Origin of the sequence: Hominifimenecus sp. rT4P-3, assembly GCF_051055405.1 — a bacterium.
Lineage (GTDB): Bacteria > Bacillota > Clostridia > Lachnospirales > Lachnospiraceae > Pseudolachnospira.
Genome location: NZ_CP167068.1, coordinates 338,621 through 353,015 on the forward strand (window position 1 = coordinate 338,621; position 14,395 = coordinate 353,015).

A 14,395-nucleotide genomic window follows, 5' to 3' on the forward strand; every position below is an offset into this window, starting at 1 on the left:
GAAAAAAGAAGAGCCATCCAACAAGTGTTTCGCCAATGGATGGCCCTTCTATATCTAGCGGAGTGAAAAGTCGCGGTTTTTTTCAACGAAATGGATGAACGATGCGGCTGCCGGTGTCTGGATATAGGGTTCGTCCAGATAGCACATGTATAGATATCTACTGGTGGGAGCTCCTTCTACCGGCAATTTAACAATATCGAAAGAGTCTAACAGTGGGGAGTCTGGTATAAATCCTATTCCAAGATTAGCGGCCACCATACCCGCTAGCGTGGTTTCCTCCTTTACCTCATAGGTGGGGTGGATGAGCGTGTGGTTTGCCTCAAAAAACTGCATGGTCATGTTATAAAGCGTGTGACTTTTTTTGAATGAGATAAAGGGGTAGGGCTCAAGATCTTTGCAGGTTATCGTACGAAGTTTTAAAAGAGGATGATTTTTTGTAACGGCAAGAATAATATTCTGGCGGAAAACCGGAACAAATTTGAGATCCGGAATATCACGGAAATACGTTCCAAAACCAATATCACATTTTCTCTCCCTTACGGCTGTAATAATTTCAGGAGAATCTCCCTGAAGCGTATTGAATGAAATGCTGGAGTGATTCGGCAATTGGAGAAAATTGTGCATGAGAGCGGGGAAGAAGATGCTTCCTACAACAAAGGTGAAGCCGATATTGATATTTCCTCCGATCCCTTTGGAAGCCAGAATCAGATTTTCCTGGGCGATATCTAAGGAATGAAGGGCATAATTGACTTGCTGCCAATATTCTTTTCCCAGCCTTGTAAGAAAAATATTGCGTCCGCGTTTCTCGAAAAGGCGTACGTTTAAGTCTTCTTCCAGTTTGGCGATGGTTTGATTTAGGGCAGACTGTGTAATATGCAGCTCTTCCGCGGCTTTGCCGTAATGTTGGTATTGTCCAAGAACATTAAAATAATAAAGATAATTTAAATTCATAACTTCCCTCTTCGATTTATGTGAGTTGGTGGTTTATAATTTTAATATAACACGAAAGGAACAGGAGGGCTATAGAAAAATGAGCAAGAGAGAAAGAGATACGTTTGCGTTTCGTGAATATCTGGTTATCGTCTTATTCATGATTCTGACGGGCGTATTGATAAAAGAAGCAATCAGCATTTATTCAAAGGTTCCTAAGATCAATGGACCGGGCACCCTGCCTCTGATATTATTGGGAATCATGACGATCTGTATTTTGATTACGCTGATTATGGCGCGCCGGGAGATTCCTGAGGACAGAGAGAAATATACGAATAAAGGGAAATTGGTTATCGATTCGATTCGAGAAGGCTTTCCTTTGGACGTTACGGGATTCCTGGTCATTACAGTCGGGTATCTGTTGATTCTGGGAAAGGTCAATTACATCATCGCGACTACCTTATTTATGGTTGCGCAGATGCTCTTTCTGATAAGGAAAAAGCTGAGCGTAAAGATGGGGATCAAACGTGCAATTATAGCAGTTGTAACAACGCTTGCCTGCTACCTGATTTTTGCGAAAGTGTTTTTAGTTACTTTACCTTAAGAGGAGGAAAAAAAGATGTCATTTGCTGAGATTTTTTCCAATGTAGGGATTATATTTCAAGATCCCTGGCTGATACTTTTGGTGGCTGCCGGCATCTGGGTAGGCATGTATGTGGGCGCAATCCCTGGCCTGACCGGCACCATGGCTGCATCCTTGTTGATTTCGTTTACTTACACCTGGGACGTTCTTCCTGCTCTTGCGGTGATGGTAGGCGTCCATGTTGGATGTGCATACGGTGGTTCCCGTGCGGCGATCCTGATTAATATTCCCGGCGCGCCCTGTGCCATCGCCACTGCCTTCGACGGGTATCCGATGGCGAAGAAGGGACTGGCGGCAAAAGCGCTGGTCACGACCTTGGTGCAATCCGTTCTCGGCGGTATCCTTGCAACGGTGATTTTCCTTGCGGCAACGCCGCTGATCTCCAAGATTGCCCTTCAGTTTGCTTCCAGAGATTATCTGATGCTGGCGATGATGGGACTGCTGCTGGTGGCGACTCTGGGAAATGGGTCCACATGGAAGTCCTTGTTTAGCGGAGCTTTGGGCCTGCTGATCGGATGTGTGGGAATGGATGCAACCTTTGGAACAAAAAGATTTACCTTCGGAATCACGTACCTGCAGTCTGGTATTGGATTTGTGGTTGCTATGATCGGCTTATTTGGTTTTGCAGAGATTTTGATGCAGGCCAGAGATATTCAGACCACTGCCATCGTGAAACAGGATGTAGATAAGCTCAAAATTGATTTCCATGAGATTCGCAAACACTGGAAATTGACGCTGACTTCTTCGGTGATGGGCGCATTTATCGGCGCGCTGCCTGGAACCGGCGGAGATATCGCCGCGCTCTTTGCCTATGATACGGCAAAAAGAATGACGAAGAATCCGGAAGTTCCTTTCGGAGAAGGCGCCATCGAAGGGCTGATTGCTCCGGAATCCGCAAATAATGCTACCGTTCCCGCCGCTTACATTCCCATGCTGACTCTAGGCATTCCGGGAGACGGATATGCGGCCATCGTCATTGGCGCTTTGTACATCCATGGACTGAATCCTGGTCCCACGCTTCCGTCTACCAATCCGGAGATTGTCGGCGTGATTGCCGCCTGCTTGATTCTGTCCAATATATTCCTTCTGATTGCAGGATTTACCGGTATCAAAGCCTTTGCAAAGATCGTGGAGATTCCAAAGAGTATTCTTCTTCCGATTATCGCCACTCTGTGTGTCATCGGTTCCTTTGCACTGAACAGAAGCATGGTGGATGTGTGCATCATGGTTGGCTTTGGTGTTGTTGGTTATATCATGAGAAGACATGATTTCCCGGTTGCTCCGATGATTTTGGGCATCATTCTCTGCCAGCTCTTTGAATGGAATTTCCGGCGTATGCTCCAGCTGAGCCACAATAACATGGGAGAGGCGTTGGCGGCTATTTGGGGAAGCCCTATTTCGACCATCCTGTTCATTGCCTTGATTGCATCGATTCTGGTGAAAACACCGGTGTGGACAAAGCTGAAATCCTGCTTCCGAAAAAATAAGGAAAACTAGTGCGAGAGGAGATTCGGAAACCATGGAGACTGTATTAGTAGAAAAAATCGGGCAGGTCATGCATATCACCATGAACCGACCGGAAAAGAGAAACGCTTTCAGTAATTTACTGTGGAAGGAATTCAGCGACGCTCTGGTTCAATTCGACGAAGACGACAGCATGCGCGTTGCCATTGTAACAGCAAACGGTCCCTGCTTCTGCGCGGGTTCCGACATCAAGGAACTGGCGCTTGGAACGCACAAAGCCCCGGAAGGAAGAGAGGACTGGGGCTTTGCCGGCCTGACCCGTCATACCTATAAAAAGCCCATCATTGCCTGCGTTCACGGAGCCGTATATGGCGGCGGCCTGGAACTGATGATGGCTTGCGATCTGGTGGTAGCCGTAAGAAGCGCAAAATTTGCGCTTCCGGAACCGACCATTGGCGCTATGGCGGAGAATGGATTCATCAATGTGATCAATCAGATTCCGTATCGGATCGCTCTGGAATTGTTGTTTACCGGCGAGCCCATTGACTCGGAACGGGCTTGGAATATCGGGCTCATCAACCGAATCGTGGAATCTGAGGAGGAGCTTCTTCCCGAGGCACTCAAAATCGCAGAAAAGATCTGTCAGATGGCACCGCTTCCCATCGAGTTTTCCAAGGAAGTTGCAACCAGATGTCAGGGACTGCCAAGCAAGGCCCCGTCCGCTGCCTGGGATGTTGTGGATGAGGTCGCGGTAAAGTTGTACGCAAGCCATGATTTTGCCGAGGGCACCAATGCTTTTCGGGAGAAAAGAAAACCTGTCTGGACCGGAAAATAGTGGAAGTGTAGGGAGTGGAGAATGAACAAAATTACCTGGGGAATGATCGGATGCGGGGACGTTACGGAAGAAAAAAATGGTCCTGGACTTTATCTGAATGCCAATAGTGAATTGCGCGCAATCACAAATCGAACCTATGAGAAAGCATTGGATTGGTCAAAACGCCATCATCCGTGCGTGGTATATAAGACTGTAGATGAACTGATCGCGGACCCCCAAATCGATATCGTCTATATCGCAACAACGCCTGACTGCCATATGAAATATGCCATTCAGTGCGCCAATGCGGGAAAGCATGTATATATTGAAAAGCCAATCGCCATGTCCTATGAGGAGGCGGTTGCCATCGAGGAATGCTGTAAGCGCAACAACGTAAGCGCTTTTGTCGCCCACTATCGCCGTGGCTTGCCGCAGTTTATCAAGGCAAAGGAATTGTTGGAGACAGGAGCCATCGGAACCCCGTTGTCTGTTCAAATCACATCCCTCTTTCAGGCGCAAAGTCTGGAAGGGTGGAGAAGCCAGGCAAATACCTCCGGGGGCGGTCATTTTTTCGAGGCGGATATTCACGGGATGGATATCATTGATTATCTCCTTGGCGCTTATCGGGAAGTCTTTCTTACGGCAAATCCTTTTCCGGAGAAAAAAGAGATTGAGAGAAGCGTCTCGGCGGTATTTCGCTGGGACAATGGGATGATTGGCAGCGGAACCTGGTGTTTCGATACAGAAAAGGACGAAGACTGCGTGAAAATCTATGGGACAGAGGGAAGCCTTACCTTTGGCGTATTTGATTTGTCTCAGCCTTTGGTTCTGTCTCAAGGCGGAAAGACAACGTCCCTTACCTTTGACATTCCGGCTTATGTCGGAATGCCCCATGAAAAGCTAATCGTAGATACGCTGCTCGGCGTCTGTGAGAGAAAAGATATCTGCACACTGGAGAATGCGATGCGGACTTTGAAAATCACTGATGCCATGCGGACTGCCAAGGACAGCGGTAAAACCGTGCGGATCGAAAATGAAAATTAGACAGTTAAATTGTTAACACCCATTAAGCGTATCCCCAAACGAGAAATTTTTACCTTCCTCGTTTGGGGATATTTTTTGTTGATAAAGGTGCGTGCGGTTTAGGGAGAGGTACATTCATAAAGCTGCCCTTGCCGAATGTTATGCTCCTGAAAATATCGATGGATTTCGTTTAACACCCGCTTTTTGTCGGCGCTCCAAGCCGGCGCTAAGAGCAGCCGTTTGGGTCCGTCGCCGGTCAGCCGGTGGACAACAGTTTCGGGAGATAGACGCCTCAAACAGCCGGCGAGAAGGGGCAGATATTCTTCCAGGGAAAGAACCGGGAACGGTTCCTTCTGATAAAGAACGCCCAAGTCTGTTCCATCTAGTACATGGAGGAGCTGAAGCTTGATTCCGTCAATGGGAGCAGCGGGGCCGTGCTGGGAGAGATACCGGATGGTGGCGGAAACCTCTTTTTCTCCTTCGCCGGGAAGCCCTAGAATCACGTGGGCGATCACTGGGATACCGAGAGCGTGAAGTCTGGTCCAGGCATCGGAAAAGCAGGAGAGTGGATAGCCGCGCCGGATAAAACGGGCAGTCTCTTCGTGGATGGTTTGAAGGCCCAGTTCCACCCAGACTGGTTTGCGGCGCTTGAGACGCGCGAGAAGATCGAGTACTTCTGGGGATAGGCAATCGGGCCGGGTGGCAATGGAGAGAACCGCGATTTCCGGGCGGGAGATTGCCTCAGTGAAGATTTCTTCCAGATATTCGATGGGGCCGTAAGTATTGGTGTAGGCTTGAAAATAGGCGATATAGCGGCCGCCGGAAAATTTGCCCGCCACCCGCTTTTTTGCGTCGTCGATTTGTCCGCCGATGGAAAGCCCGGCGGGGGCGGCAAAATCCCCGGAGCCGCCGGCGCTGCAAAAGATGCAGCCGCGGGTATCCAGGGTTCCGTCCCGGTTCGGGCAGCTAAGGCCCGCGTTCAGGGAAAGTTTATATAATTTTTCACCGAATTCTTTCCGGCAGTAGTCGTTTAAGGTGTAGATATTCGTCGTCATTTTTCTATTATAAGCCCTTTGATGGGTAAAGTCTATCTTTCTGGAAGGGAAGCAGGTCTTTTTCTCGACGGAACGTAGATTGCGCCGGCGGGATGATTTTATTATAATATCTTTAGCTGGCAAGGATACCTTCCATTGACAAGGGCATACGCGGTCAGGGAAGGTACCTTGTCAATGGAAAAGATGTACGAAAAAATATAGAAGGGGACTCGATGGATACGAAAAAAATAGGCGCGTTGATCGCGGGATTGCGGAAGGAAAAGCAGATGACCCAACGAGAGTTGGCGCAGCTCTTACATGTCAGTGATAAAACGATCTCTAAGTGGGAACGGGGGATCGGCTGTCCGGATATCTCTCTGTTACCGGAGCTTTCCGAAGCCTTGGAGGTAGATATGACCAAGTTGTTGTCCGGAGAATTAAATCCCCAGGAAAAAATGGGAGGTAACATGAAAAAAACGAAGTATACGGTCTGTCCAGTTTGTCACAACTTGATTCTTTCCACGGGAGAAGCGGAAATAATCTGCTGTGGGAGGAGGCTGTCTCCCATGGAAGCGAAGAAGGCGGAAGCGGGAGAAGCGTTAAAGGTGGAAGTGGTTGAGGACGAATGGTATATTACATCCGATCATCCTATGACCAAAGAGCATTTTATTACTTTTTTGGCGTTTGTTACTGGGGAACGTTTGGTATTGATGAAGCAGTATCCGGAGTGGAATTTGCAGGCCCGCATACCAAAGCGGGGCCATGGGATGCTGATTTGGCACTGTACGCAGCATGGATTGATGTATCAGCTGTTATGAAAATAGGAGTAGGTAATGCTGCTGATCGGAGCTGATTTTTCCCGGACGGAATGGAGGGGAAAGGGCAGGCATGTAGAATTTCTGATTCAGAAAAGATCGGACGCATTACGGCAACTAGTAATCTGGAAGCAAGGCCGCTTATGATCGACTCTCTGAAATAGATCCATACAGCATCAAAGATTTAAAGCAGTTCCACGGAATTATGACAAAATATGTTGTGGAGGAGTCGGGTGACTTCCGCCTGGGTGAAGAAGGTGTATTTAACGGTGAACCGTGCATTTTTATGGCGCCGCCTGCACGTGACAGCGTTCATCCATTGATTCTGAGCAGTGTATTTCATTATGAATTTGTCTTTATTCATCCGTTCTCGGATGGGAATGTAACACAGAGACACTTGCAGAAAGCGGCGTAACAGCGGCAAACTGCTTTGTATATAAAATTGAATAGCGAACATGCCAAAGGACATTTCATCTTTTATTCAGGTGGATGTCCTTTTGAAATTTAAGGCAAATTGACATTTCCATAAAATGTGATATAATATAGACGAATAATAATGAGAAAATCCGAATATAATATATCAGACGGGAGGCTGGGGTATGCGAAAAACTTATATAACTTTTGTGTGTGAACAATTAGCAGTGGTGCCAACAGGGATGCCAATTTATACGGGGCAGATTGCAAAGAAGATTGCAGCGATTTATGATTTGGCAGAAAAAGAAGCGGCGGCAGCGGCGGCAGTTGCAGTAAAGCGTGTGCTGGACGGAAAACTTTTACCGGAGCTTCGGTGTTTCCAAAAAGGAATTTACTATCGTACAGCAATGACGCCTTTTGGTGAAACGGGAATTAACAAGGAAAAGTTGATTGCGGATAAATACTTGTTGCCGGATATTGGGTATGAAACTGGTTTAACAACTCTTCATCGTATGGGACTGACTTCCCAGATGCCACGGGAGCGTGTATTGGCGACCAATGCGGCGAAAGATTGTATGAGAACAGATAAAAAACTTGGTGTTGTGATTCGACCGCCCAAGACTCCTGTCACAGCAGAAAATAAAGAATATCTGCAAATACTTGACGCATTGGATTTGTTAGAAAAAGCTCCGGTAGATGAAGAACATCCTTATGAGATTATTGCAGACTATATTCAGAAGAAAGGGTTGAAATATAAAGTTCTGCTGGCATTTGCTGATCTTTATTATAATCATAATACGGTATTGTGCCTTGCACATACCGCAAGTATGGGAGGAACTATGATATGAAATTACATGAAGATAAAGATGCGTTTGGCCTTTTGCTTGAAAACATACATGAAAAGACAGGATATCGGACAGATGTGCTGGAAAAGGATTATTATGTTCTGCTAATCTTGCAGGAACTATCCAATTTTCAGGCAGACGGGCTTCAGGCTTATTTCAAAGGCGGAACAGCCCTTTATAAAGCACTGAAAACGACCAACCGTTTTTCCGAAGATATTGACCTCTCCGTTGATACCAGAGGATGTAGCAGGACACAGAACGATAAACGTCTGGAACGTGCAGCCAAGAAGTATGTTTCCCTTCCGAGGGATGCGGCACAAGGGAAAACAAACCGTTCTGAGGTGATTGCGGTTTACACATATGATCCTGTTACTGCTTTTGATGCAGACGATGCACTGCAACGTTTTGGCAAACTGAAAGTGGAAGCAACTTCTTTTACGATTAGTGAGCCGGTGGAGAGTTTAGAAATATCTGCGATGCTTTACAATCTGGCGACAGAGGAACAAAAGAAGATTCTTGAAACAGTGTATGATGTAAAGCCATTTTTTATCCAAACCATCACTTTGGAACGAATTTTTGTTGACAAACTTTTTGCTGCGGAAGCGTATGTTCGTCATTCTTCCATAAATCATCGAGCATTTGAAGCGGCAAAGCATATCTATGATTTAGCGGTTATTGCAAAGCATCCGAAAGTATCTGCGTTGTTATCAGATTCAGATAAATTAAAGCGCCTTTTGGAGATTCGTATGAAAGAAGAACAAGGACGCCTTGACGGAATACCTGGCATTGTTCCGACAGAATTTATATTCTTTACACAGGCTGGAGATAATAGCGATGTCCGCAAAGCGTATGAAACCATGCAGAACCAATATGTCCTCAGAGAACAAGATCGAATTGAGTTTGAGACAGCGGTAAAAACTCTGATGAATATTCAGAAGAGCTTATTGAAAAATCCTGCATGGGCAGACTTTCATAATACAACAATTTAACAAGTTGGGAGATTTATAAATAGTTTTCCTATCCCCATCGTCCCATTCCCAGATGGGAATGGGAGAATGGCGAGATTATGGCATAGCGCTATTCTAGCTAAATGGAAGCCGATCTTTGAATTCATTCCGATTGAAAGTCAGATTGAAAAATTTCAGGATGAGTATTACGATGCGATTGCCAAATGTCATGTTTGAGGTCATGGAATACGATATTCCATATACAAGTAAAACGCTTATGGAAAAATTGGGACTGAAATCAAAAGAGGGATTTCGTAGAAATTACCTGCGGCCGGCAGTTGAAAGGAATTTTGTCCGGATGACGATTCCGGATAAACCGAATAGCAGAAATCAGAGATATGTGAAAGTTTGATTGACAAATCTCCAATCTTATCTTATACTGAAAAAGTCAACTGAATAGGGGAGCTTATAAATAGGCTGAGAGGAAGTTGAGAACTTCGACCCATATACCTGATTTGGATAATGCCAACGTAGGAAAGAACGTGGAAAGATAGCGGGAGATGCGCATGGCATCTTCCGTTTTTGCGTTCAACGGGTATAAAAAGACGAGAGTGAGCCAAAGGTTCATGAAGGGGTACACCACCGCGGGTGTATTCTTTCGTGAACCTTTTTTTATTCCATAGGAAATTTCGCTGAAATTTCCTATGGAATAAAAAGCGCTCCGCTAAGGATGCACAGGGTCTGCCCCAGCGAAGCGAGGGTACGAGCGCGAAAGGAAGATGCCGCCGATAGCGGCTGCGCTCGGCGCGAGAATTTCGCAAAGCGAAATTCTTTCTTGCCCTATAGGAGATTTTCTGGAATTGTTTCTAGAAAAAAGCTATGCGATGGATCACACTACAACAAAAGGAGGAATGGAGAATGATTACAGTCAATGGAATCGAGGATTCAGAAGGAGAAGGCAAGTTGTTGGTAGAGTATCTGCAGGAACATGGCTACGATCCTGCTCGAATTGCAGTGGAACGAAACGGAAGCATTTTGCCCCGTTCCCAGTATGGCCGAACCTGGCTTGAGGTGGGAGACGTATTGGAAATCGTACATTTTGTGGGAGGAGGTTGAGAAAGTGGAAGAGAAAACGATACAGATGAGGCCAATGGAAGCGGAATTTGACAAGGCGTTTTCCAAACGCCATGGACTAGAAATTCAGAGAAAACTAAAGGCGACCCGAATCGCGGTATTTGGGCTCGGTGGCTTGGGGTCTCACACAACATTTTATCTGGCCCGTATGGGGGTTGGATATTTGCATCTGATTGACTTTGACCGGGTAGAGTTTGACAACCTACATCGCCAGCAGTACCGGCTGTGCCACGTCGGAGAGTATAAAACCGAGGCGTTGGCATCGCAGCTTCGGGAAATCAATCCTTACATCCAGCTGAAACTGGAGTCGGTACAGGTGAACAGGGAAAACGTTCTGGCCCTAATCGCAGACTCCGATTTGATCTGTGAGGCCTTTGATGACCCGGAAGCAAAAGCTATGCTAGTAAATGCTGTTCTTGAATGGGCGCCGGAAAAGCAAATCATTGCATCTTCTGGAATGGCAGGCCTGGATAGTGGAAATACGGTGATAACAAGAAAGGTATCAAAAAATTTTTATTTGTGCGGCGACGGTGTATCCGAAGGCCATCATGGAAATGGGCTGATGGCGGCGCGGGTTGGCATCTGCGCGGGGCACCAGGCGTTGACAGCCGTACGCTTGGCTTTAGAACTGGAAAAATAAAAAAGAAAAGAGGAAATGTGCAATGAAAACACAACAAGCAGACCAGTGGTTTCTAGGAGAACATGGGTTTCACTCTCGCTTTATCTTGGGTTCAGGAAAGTATTCAATGGAATTGATTCAGGCCGCCGTAGGGCAGGCAGGCGCAGAGATTGTCACTTTAGCTTTGCGCCGGGCCAATCCAGGCGGCGCGACAAATATTCTGGATTATATTCCAGACGGGGTTACCCTGCTCCCCAATACTTCTGGAGCCAGAACAGCAGAAGAGGCGGTGCGCATCGCCCGATTGGCAAGAGAAGTAGGCTGTGGAGATTTCATCAAACTGGAGATTATTCGGGACAGCAAGTATTTGCTGCCGGATAATACAGAGACCATTCGTGCCACAGAAATCTTGGCTAAGGAAGGGTTTATTGTCATGCCGTACATGTACCCGGACTTAAATGCGGCCAGAGATCTGGAAGCCGCCGGCGCGGCTTCTGTGATGCCTCTTGGCGCGCCAATTGGTTCGAATAAGGGGCTATGTACAAAAGACTTTATTCAGATTTTGATCGATGAAATTGATCTGCCCATCATTGTAGACGCGGGCATCGGCCGCCCGTCTCAAGCTTGCGAGGCGATGGAGATGGGAGCAGCCGCAGTCATGGCGAACACAGCGATCGCTACGGCGGGGAATATTTCTCAAATGGCCGAGGCGTTTCGAAAAGCAATCGAAGCTGGCAGGAGCGCATATCTGGCTGGACTAGGGCAGGTGGTGAACGACGGCGCTTCCGCTTCTTCGCCCTTGACAGGATTTCTCCATTCGGAAGGGAGGGAATAATTGACCATGAGGCAAATCAATGAAAGTATTTTAGACGATACTATCCGGGAACACTTAAAGGAAAGGCGGATTAATCACATGGAATATTTGCCTGGCATGGAAATTTTGAATTCTGACATGCTGGATCAGGTGGTTTCCGGCAGGGAGGCATATAATTACAATAAATATACTGCCGATGATGTGCGCCGGGCGCTGAAACGGGAGAATCGTACGTTGGAAGATTTTTCCGCGTTGCTTTCCCCGGCGGCGGCCTCCTTTTTAGAAGAGATGGCGCAACGAGCGCAGCAAGAGACACGGAAGCACTTTGGCAATACGGTATATCTGTTTACTCCGATCTATATTGCGAATTATTGTTCGAATTACTGCATTTACTGCGGATTTAATTGCCATAACAAGATTCGTCGTGCCGGTCTGACGGTAGACGAGATTGATAAAGAAATGCAAAAAATTGCGGAGACCGGGTTGGAAGAAATTTTGATCTTGACAGGCGAAAGCAAAGAAAAATCCGATCGCAACTATATAGGGGAAGCTTGCAAGATTGCCCGCCGTTATTTTCGAGTTGTTGGGCTGGAAGTATATCCGATGAATACGGACGATTATCGGTATTTGCACGGCTGCGGCGCCGATTATGTTACGGTATTTCAGGAAACCTATCACGCGGATCAGTACGAAACTCTCCATCTGGCAGGGCCGAAACGGATTTTTCCCTACCGGTTTTATGCCCAGGAACGCGCAATTTTAGGCGGGATGCGCGGCGTTGGGTTCGCGGCGCTTTTGGGGCTGGATGATTTTCGAAAAGACGCTTTTGCCACAGGGCTGCACGCTTGGCTTTTGCAGCGAAAGTACCCCCATGCAGAAATTTCTTTTTCTTGCCCGCGTCTGCGGCCAATCGTCAATAATGAGAGAATCCATTCACAGGATGTAGGAGAAGCCGAGCTTTTGCAGGTAATTGCTGCCTATCGCCTTTTTATGCCCTATGCGGGAATTACGGTTTCCACCAGAGAATGCGCCAGGTTCCGCGATCATGTGATGGGGGTGGCGGCTACAAAGATTTCTGCGGGCGTCAGCACTGGTGTGGGAAGTCACTCGGAGGAGGTGGAAGATAAGGGAGACAACCAGTTTGAAATATCGGATAGCCGTGGTGTGGAGGCTGTCTGCAAAAGTCTGAGAAGTCATGGACTTCAGCCGATTATGAGCGATTATCTTTACGTATAAAGAGGCGTTTTTCTTAGCCTGATTTTGGAAAAATCTCCAAATTACCGCTTGCTTTCCCGTCCAAAATATGATAAAATAACAAACCGTGACATATTAGACACATCCTTGCTTCCTGTTTGTCAGGAGGCCAGAGACCACAAGGAGGTAGAAGCATGAACAAGTACGAATTAGCCGTTGTTCTCAGCGCCAAGCTTGAAGACGAGGAGAGAGCAGCAGCCCTGGAAAAGGTAAAGGGCTATGTTACTCGTTTTGGCGGCACGGTAACCAGCGTAGACGAATGGGGTAAGAAGAAATTGGCTTACGAGATTCAGAAGATGAAAGAAGCCTATTACTATTTCGTTCATTTTGAGGCTGACGCTGCTTGCCCTGGCGAAGTGGAGAACCATATTCGTTTGATGGAGCAGGTCATCCGGTATTTATGCGTAAAGGAAGAAGCATAAAGAAAAGGAGCATTGCATGAATAAAGTCATTCTGATGGGAAGATTAACCAGAGACCCGGATATCCGTTACAGCAACGGAAGCAATGGCCAGATGGCGATTGCGAGATTTAGTCTGGCGGTGGACCGCCGGTTTAAACGTGCCGGTGATACTGCGGACGCGGACTTCTTTAACTGTACCGCTTTTGGCAAACAAGCGGAGTTTGTAGAACGGTATTTGAAACAGGGAACGAAGATTCTGATCAGTGGTCGTATTCAGAACGACAACTACACCAACAAAGAAGGACAGAAAGTTTTCAGCGTACAGGTGATTGCGGAGGAGATCGAGTTTGCCGAGAGCAAAAACGCTTCCGCAGGAAATGCCGGCGGATATGTTCCGTCCGACCGCCCTGCGCCCAGCCCGGCGGCCGCTGTGAACGACGGATTTATGAATATTCCGGACGGCGTGGAAGACGAAGAGCTTCCGTTCAATTAAAATAGGAGGTTTTCAATCATGGCTTATAATAAAGGCGATAAGGCAGACAGCCCGATGAAGAGACGCGGCGGCATGCGCCGGAGAAAGAAAGTCTGCGTATTCTGCGGCGAAGAGAATGCGGTAATTGATTACAAGGATAGCAACAAGCTGAGAAAATATGTTTCTGAGAGAGGAAAAATCCTTCCCAGAAGAATTACCGGTACTTGCGCGAAGCACCAGAGAGCTCTGACCACGGCTGTAAAGCGTGCGAGACACGTTGCCCTGATGCCTTACGTTCAGGACTAACGAAGGATTCGGCAGAAGATCATAGGAAAAATTATAAATGGGGACGGTTGCAAAAAACGGCAGCCGTCCTTTTTATTCTATAGGGTTCAGGTGTCAACACGTTTCCCACAGAGATCTTTCTCCCCCAACATCCTCCTATAGAACAAGAAAGTACTTGTGGTTGCCAGCTTGCTGTGTTATAATGACACCGAATAAAATCTAGGGTTTTCAGTGCCTGCGAGACTTATATCGCGGGGTAAAAGGGAATCAGGTGAGAGTCCTGAGCGGTCCGGCCACTGTAAGCGGGAAATGAGGCTATGAAATGCCATTGCGCATTGCGTGAGAAGGTTTAGCCAAGTGTTGATCCGCGAGCCAGGAAACCTGCTGAAAATGTCAGTGAACAGCTTCCGGAGAAAGCATTTATTCACGTTGTGTATTGGAATGAGCCATGGCTGATACATCAAGACGTCTGCTTCCTTAACAGAAG

Annotated in this window: 19 protein-coding genes and 2 riboswitches; of the genes, 17 read left to right on the forward strand and 2 right to left on the reverse strand. The window is 47.0% G+C overall.

Features of this window, described 5'->3' with window-relative positions; translation table 11 throughout:
- Positions 1 to 54: 54 nt before the first annotated feature.
- The gene (locus ACCC71_RS01610) at positions 55 to 951 is read right to left on the reverse strand and encodes a LysR family transcriptional regulator (protein ID WP_434310705.1); all 897 of its coding nucleotides are present in this window, start codon (positions 949 to 951) and stop codon (positions 55 to 57) included.
- Positions 952 to 1,030: 79 nt separating this feature from the next.
- On the opposite strand from ACCC71_RS01610, the gene ACCC71_RS01615 reads away from it, so the two are divergent.
- The 4 genes from ACCC71_RS01615 to ACCC71_RS01630 are packed head-to-tail and all read left to right on the forward strand — an operon-like array spanning position 1,031 to position 4,895.
- The gene (locus ACCC71_RS01615) at positions 1,031 to 1,534 is read left to right on the forward strand and encodes a tripartite tricarboxylate transporter TctB family protein (RefSeq protein WP_434310706.1); all 504 of its coding nucleotides are present in this window, start codon (positions 1,031 to 1,033) and stop codon (positions 1,532 to 1,534) included.
- Between the two features lie 15 nt (positions 1,535 to 1,549).
- A complete protein-coding gene (locus tag ACCC71_RS01620) occupies positions 1,550 to 3,070 on the forward strand; it encodes a tripartite tricarboxylate transporter permease (protein ID WP_434310707.1) in 1,521 nt (506 codons plus the stop codon).
- Between the two features lie 22 nt (positions 3,071 to 3,092).
- On the forward strand, positions 3,093 to 3,872 hold the full coding sequence (locus tag ACCC71_RS01625; protein WP_434310708.1) for an enoyl-CoA hydratase-related protein: 780 nt from the start codon (positions 3,093 to 3,095) through the stop codon (positions 3,870 to 3,872).
- 21 nt (positions 3,873 to 3,893) lie between these two features.
- Entirely contained in the window at positions 3,894 to 4,895 is a 1,002-nt protein-coding gene (locus tag ACCC71_RS01630) for a Gfo/Idh/MocA family protein (RefSeq protein ID WP_434310709.1), read from the forward strand.
- A gap of 98 nt (positions 4,896 to 4,993) precedes the next feature.
- Here the strand turns inward: ACCC71_RS01630 and ACCC71_RS01635 are convergent, their stop codons facing one another.
- Positions 4,994 to 5,929 (reverse strand): TIGR01212 family radical SAM protein, encoded by a 936-nt coding sequence (locus tag ACCC71_RS01635; RefSeq protein ID WP_434310710.1) that lies wholly within the window; start codon positions 5,927 to 5,929, stop codon positions 4,994 to 4,996.
- Positions 5,930 to 6,141: 212 nt separating this feature from the next.
- Here ACCC71_RS01635 and ACCC71_RS01640 point away from each other — a divergent pair, with 212 nt between their 5' ends.
- The 13 genes from ACCC71_RS01640 to rpsR all read left to right on the forward strand — a co-directional run bounded on the left by ACCC71_RS01640 (position 6,142) and on the right by rpsR (position 13,929).
- Positions 6,142 to 6,726, forward strand: coding sequence for a helix-turn-helix domain-containing protein (locus ACCC71_RS01640; protein ID WP_434310711.1), 585 nt, complete (start codon positions 6,142 to 6,144; stop codon positions 6,724 to 6,726).
- Between the two features lie 202 nt (positions 6,727 to 6,928).
- Positions 6,929 to 7,138: a Fic family protein gene (locus ACCC71_RS01645; protein ID WP_434310712.1), complete on the forward strand. Its 210-nt coding sequence runs from the start codon at positions 6,929 to 6,931 to the stop codon at positions 7,136 to 7,138.
- Between the two features lie 184 nt (positions 7,139 to 7,322).
- Positions 7,323 to 7,985, forward strand: coding sequence for a hypothetical protein (locus ACCC71_RS01650; RefSeq protein ID WP_434310713.1), 663 nt, complete (start codon positions 7,323 to 7,325; stop codon positions 7,983 to 7,985).
- Positions 7,982 to 8,971 carry a nucleotidyl transferase AbiEii/AbiGii toxin family protein gene (locus ACCC71_RS01655; RefSeq protein WP_434310714.1) on the forward strand — a complete coding sequence of 330 codons (990 nt, stop codon included), beginning with the start codon at positions 7,982 to 7,984 and terminating at the stop codon, positions 8,969 to 8,971. Before ACCC71_RS01650 ends, ACCC71_RS01655 begins: the two co-directional genes overlap by 4 nt.
- Before the next feature lie 66 nt (positions 8,972 to 9,037).
- Complete coding sequence (locus ACCC71_RS01660) at positions 9,038 to 9,166, forward strand: hypothetical protein (protein ID WP_434310715.1); 129 nt, start codon at positions 9,038 to 9,040, stop codon at positions 9,164 to 9,166.
- A gap of 40 nt (positions 9,167 to 9,206) precedes the next feature.
- Positions 9,207 to 9,341, forward strand: a complete 135-nt coding sequence (locus tag ACCC71_RS01665) for a Fic family protein (RefSeq protein ID WP_434311789.1) — start codon at positions 9,207 to 9,209, stop codon at positions 9,339 to 9,341.
- 36 nt (positions 9,342 to 9,377) lie between these two features.
- Positions 9,378 to 9,483, forward strand: a riboswitch (TPP riboswitch).
- Positions 9,484 to 9,847: 364 nt separating this feature from the next.
- Positions 9,848 to 10,045 (forward strand): sulfur carrier protein ThiS, encoded by a 198-nt coding sequence (gene thiS / locus ACCC71_RS01670; RefSeq protein WP_434310716.1) that lies wholly within the window; start codon positions 9,848 to 9,850, stop codon positions 10,043 to 10,045.
- A gap of 4 nt (positions 10,046 to 10,049) precedes the next feature.
- Positions 10,050 to 10,703 (forward strand): thiamine biosynthesis protein ThiF, encoded by a 654-nt coding sequence (thiF, locus tag ACCC71_RS01675; RefSeq protein WP_434310717.1) that lies wholly within the window; start codon positions 10,050 to 10,052, stop codon positions 10,701 to 10,703.
- 22 nt (positions 10,704 to 10,725) lie between these two features.
- A complete protein-coding gene (locus ACCC71_RS01680) occupies positions 10,726 to 11,517 on the forward strand; it encodes a thiazole synthase (protein ID WP_434310718.1) in 792 nt (263 codons plus the stop codon).
- A gap of 6 nt (positions 11,518 to 11,523) precedes the next feature.
- Positions 11,524 to 12,732 (forward strand): 2-iminoacetate synthase ThiH, encoded by a 1,209-nt coding sequence (gene thiH, locus ACCC71_RS01685; protein WP_434310719.1) that lies wholly within the window; start codon positions 11,524 to 11,526, stop codon positions 12,730 to 12,732.
- 152 nt (positions 12,733 to 12,884) lie between these two features.
- Positions 12,885 to 13,172, forward strand: coding sequence for a 30S ribosomal protein S6 (rpsF, locus tag ACCC71_RS01690; protein WP_434310720.1), 288 nt, complete (start codon positions 12,885 to 12,887; stop codon positions 13,170 to 13,172).
- A gap of 16 nt (positions 13,173 to 13,188) precedes the next feature.
- On the forward strand, positions 13,189 to 13,644 hold the full coding sequence (locus ACCC71_RS01695; RefSeq protein ID WP_434310721.1) for a single-stranded DNA-binding protein: 456 nt from the start codon (positions 13,189 to 13,191) through the stop codon (positions 13,642 to 13,644).
- Positions 13,645 to 13,662: 18 nt separating this feature from the next.
- Positions 13,663 to 13,929 carry a 30S ribosomal protein S18 gene (gene rpsR / locus ACCC71_RS01700; RefSeq protein WP_434310722.1) on the forward strand — a complete coding sequence of 89 codons (267 nt, stop codon included), beginning with the start codon at positions 13,663 to 13,665 and terminating at the stop codon, positions 13,927 to 13,929.
- Positions 13,930 to 14,120: 191 nt separating this feature from the next.
- Positions 14,121 to 14,311: riboswitch (cobalamin riboswitch) on the forward strand.
- Positions 14,312 to 14,395: the final 84 nt, after the last annotated feature.

Excerpts from the sequence above, each read along its gene's own strand:
- ACCC71_RS01635 (WP_434310710.1), bottom strand. The coding sequence starts at position 5,929 with ATGACGACGAATATCTACACCTTAAACGACTACTGCCGGAAAGAATTC.
- ACCC71_RS01625 (WP_434310708.1), top strand. The coding sequence starts at position 3,093 with ATGGAGACTGTATTAGTAGAAAAAATCGGGCAGGTCATGCATATCACC.
- thiH (WP_434310719.1), top strand. The coding sequence starts at position 11,524 with ATGAGGCAAATCAATGAAAGTATTTTAGACGATACTATCCGGGAACAC.
- ACCC71_RS01640 (WP_434310711.1), top strand. The coding sequence starts at position 6,142 with ATGGATACGAAAAAAATAGGCGCGTTGATCGCGGGATTGCGGAAGGAA.
- thiS (WP_434310716.1), top strand. The coding sequence starts at position 9,848 with ATGATTACAGTCAATGGAATCGAGGATTCAGAAGGAGAAGGCAAGTTG.
- ACCC71_RS01660 (WP_434310715.1), top strand. The coding sequence starts at position 9,038 with ATGGCGAGATTATGGCATAGCGCTATTCTAGCTAAATGGAAGCCGATC.
- ACCC71_RS01610 (WP_434310705.1), bottom strand. The coding sequence starts at position 951 with ATGAATTTAAATTATCTTTATTATTTTAATGTTCTTGGACAATACCAA.
- ACCC71_RS01680 (WP_434310718.1), top strand. The coding sequence starts at position 10,726 with ATGAAAACACAACAAGCAGACCAGTGGTTTCTAGGAGAACATGGGTTT.
- rpsR (WP_434310722.1), top strand. The coding sequence starts at position 13,663 with ATGGCTTATAATAAAGGCGATAAGGCAGACAGCCCGATGAAGAGACGC.
- ACCC71_RS01655 (WP_434310714.1), top strand. The coding sequence starts at position 7,982 with ATGAAATTACATGAAGATAAAGATGCGTTTGGCCTTTTGCTTGAAAAC.
- ACCC71_RS01650 (WP_434310713.1), top strand. The coding sequence starts at position 7,323 with ATGCGAAAAACTTATATAACTTTTGTGTGTGAACAATTAGCAGTGGTG.
- rpsF (WP_434310720.1), top strand. The coding sequence starts at position 12,885 with ATGAACAAGTACGAATTAGCCGTTGTTCTCAGCGCCAAGCTTGAAGAC.
- ACCC71_RS01630 (WP_434310709.1), top strand. The coding sequence starts at position 3,894 with ATGAACAAAATTACCTGGGGAATGATCGGATGCGGGGACGTTACGGAA.
- ACCC71_RS01695 (WP_434310721.1), top strand. The coding sequence starts at position 13,189 with ATGAATAAAGTCATTCTGATGGGAAGATTAACCAGAGACCCGGATATC.
- ACCC71_RS01620 (WP_434310707.1), top strand. The coding sequence starts at position 1,550 with ATGTCATTTGCTGAGATTTTTTCCAATGTAGGGATTATATTTCAAGAT.
- ACCC71_RS01665 (WP_434311789.1), top strand. The coding sequence starts at position 9,207 with ATGGAAAAATTGGGACTGAAATCAAAAGAGGGATTTCGTAGAAATTAC.
- ACCC71_RS01615 (WP_434310706.1), top strand. The coding sequence starts at position 1,031 with ATGAGCAAGAGAGAAAGAGATACGTTTGCGTTTCGTGAATATCTGGTT.
- ACCC71_RS01645 (WP_434310712.1), top strand. The coding sequence starts at position 6,929 with ATGACAAAATATGTTGTGGAGGAGTCGGGTGACTTCCGCCTGGGTGAA.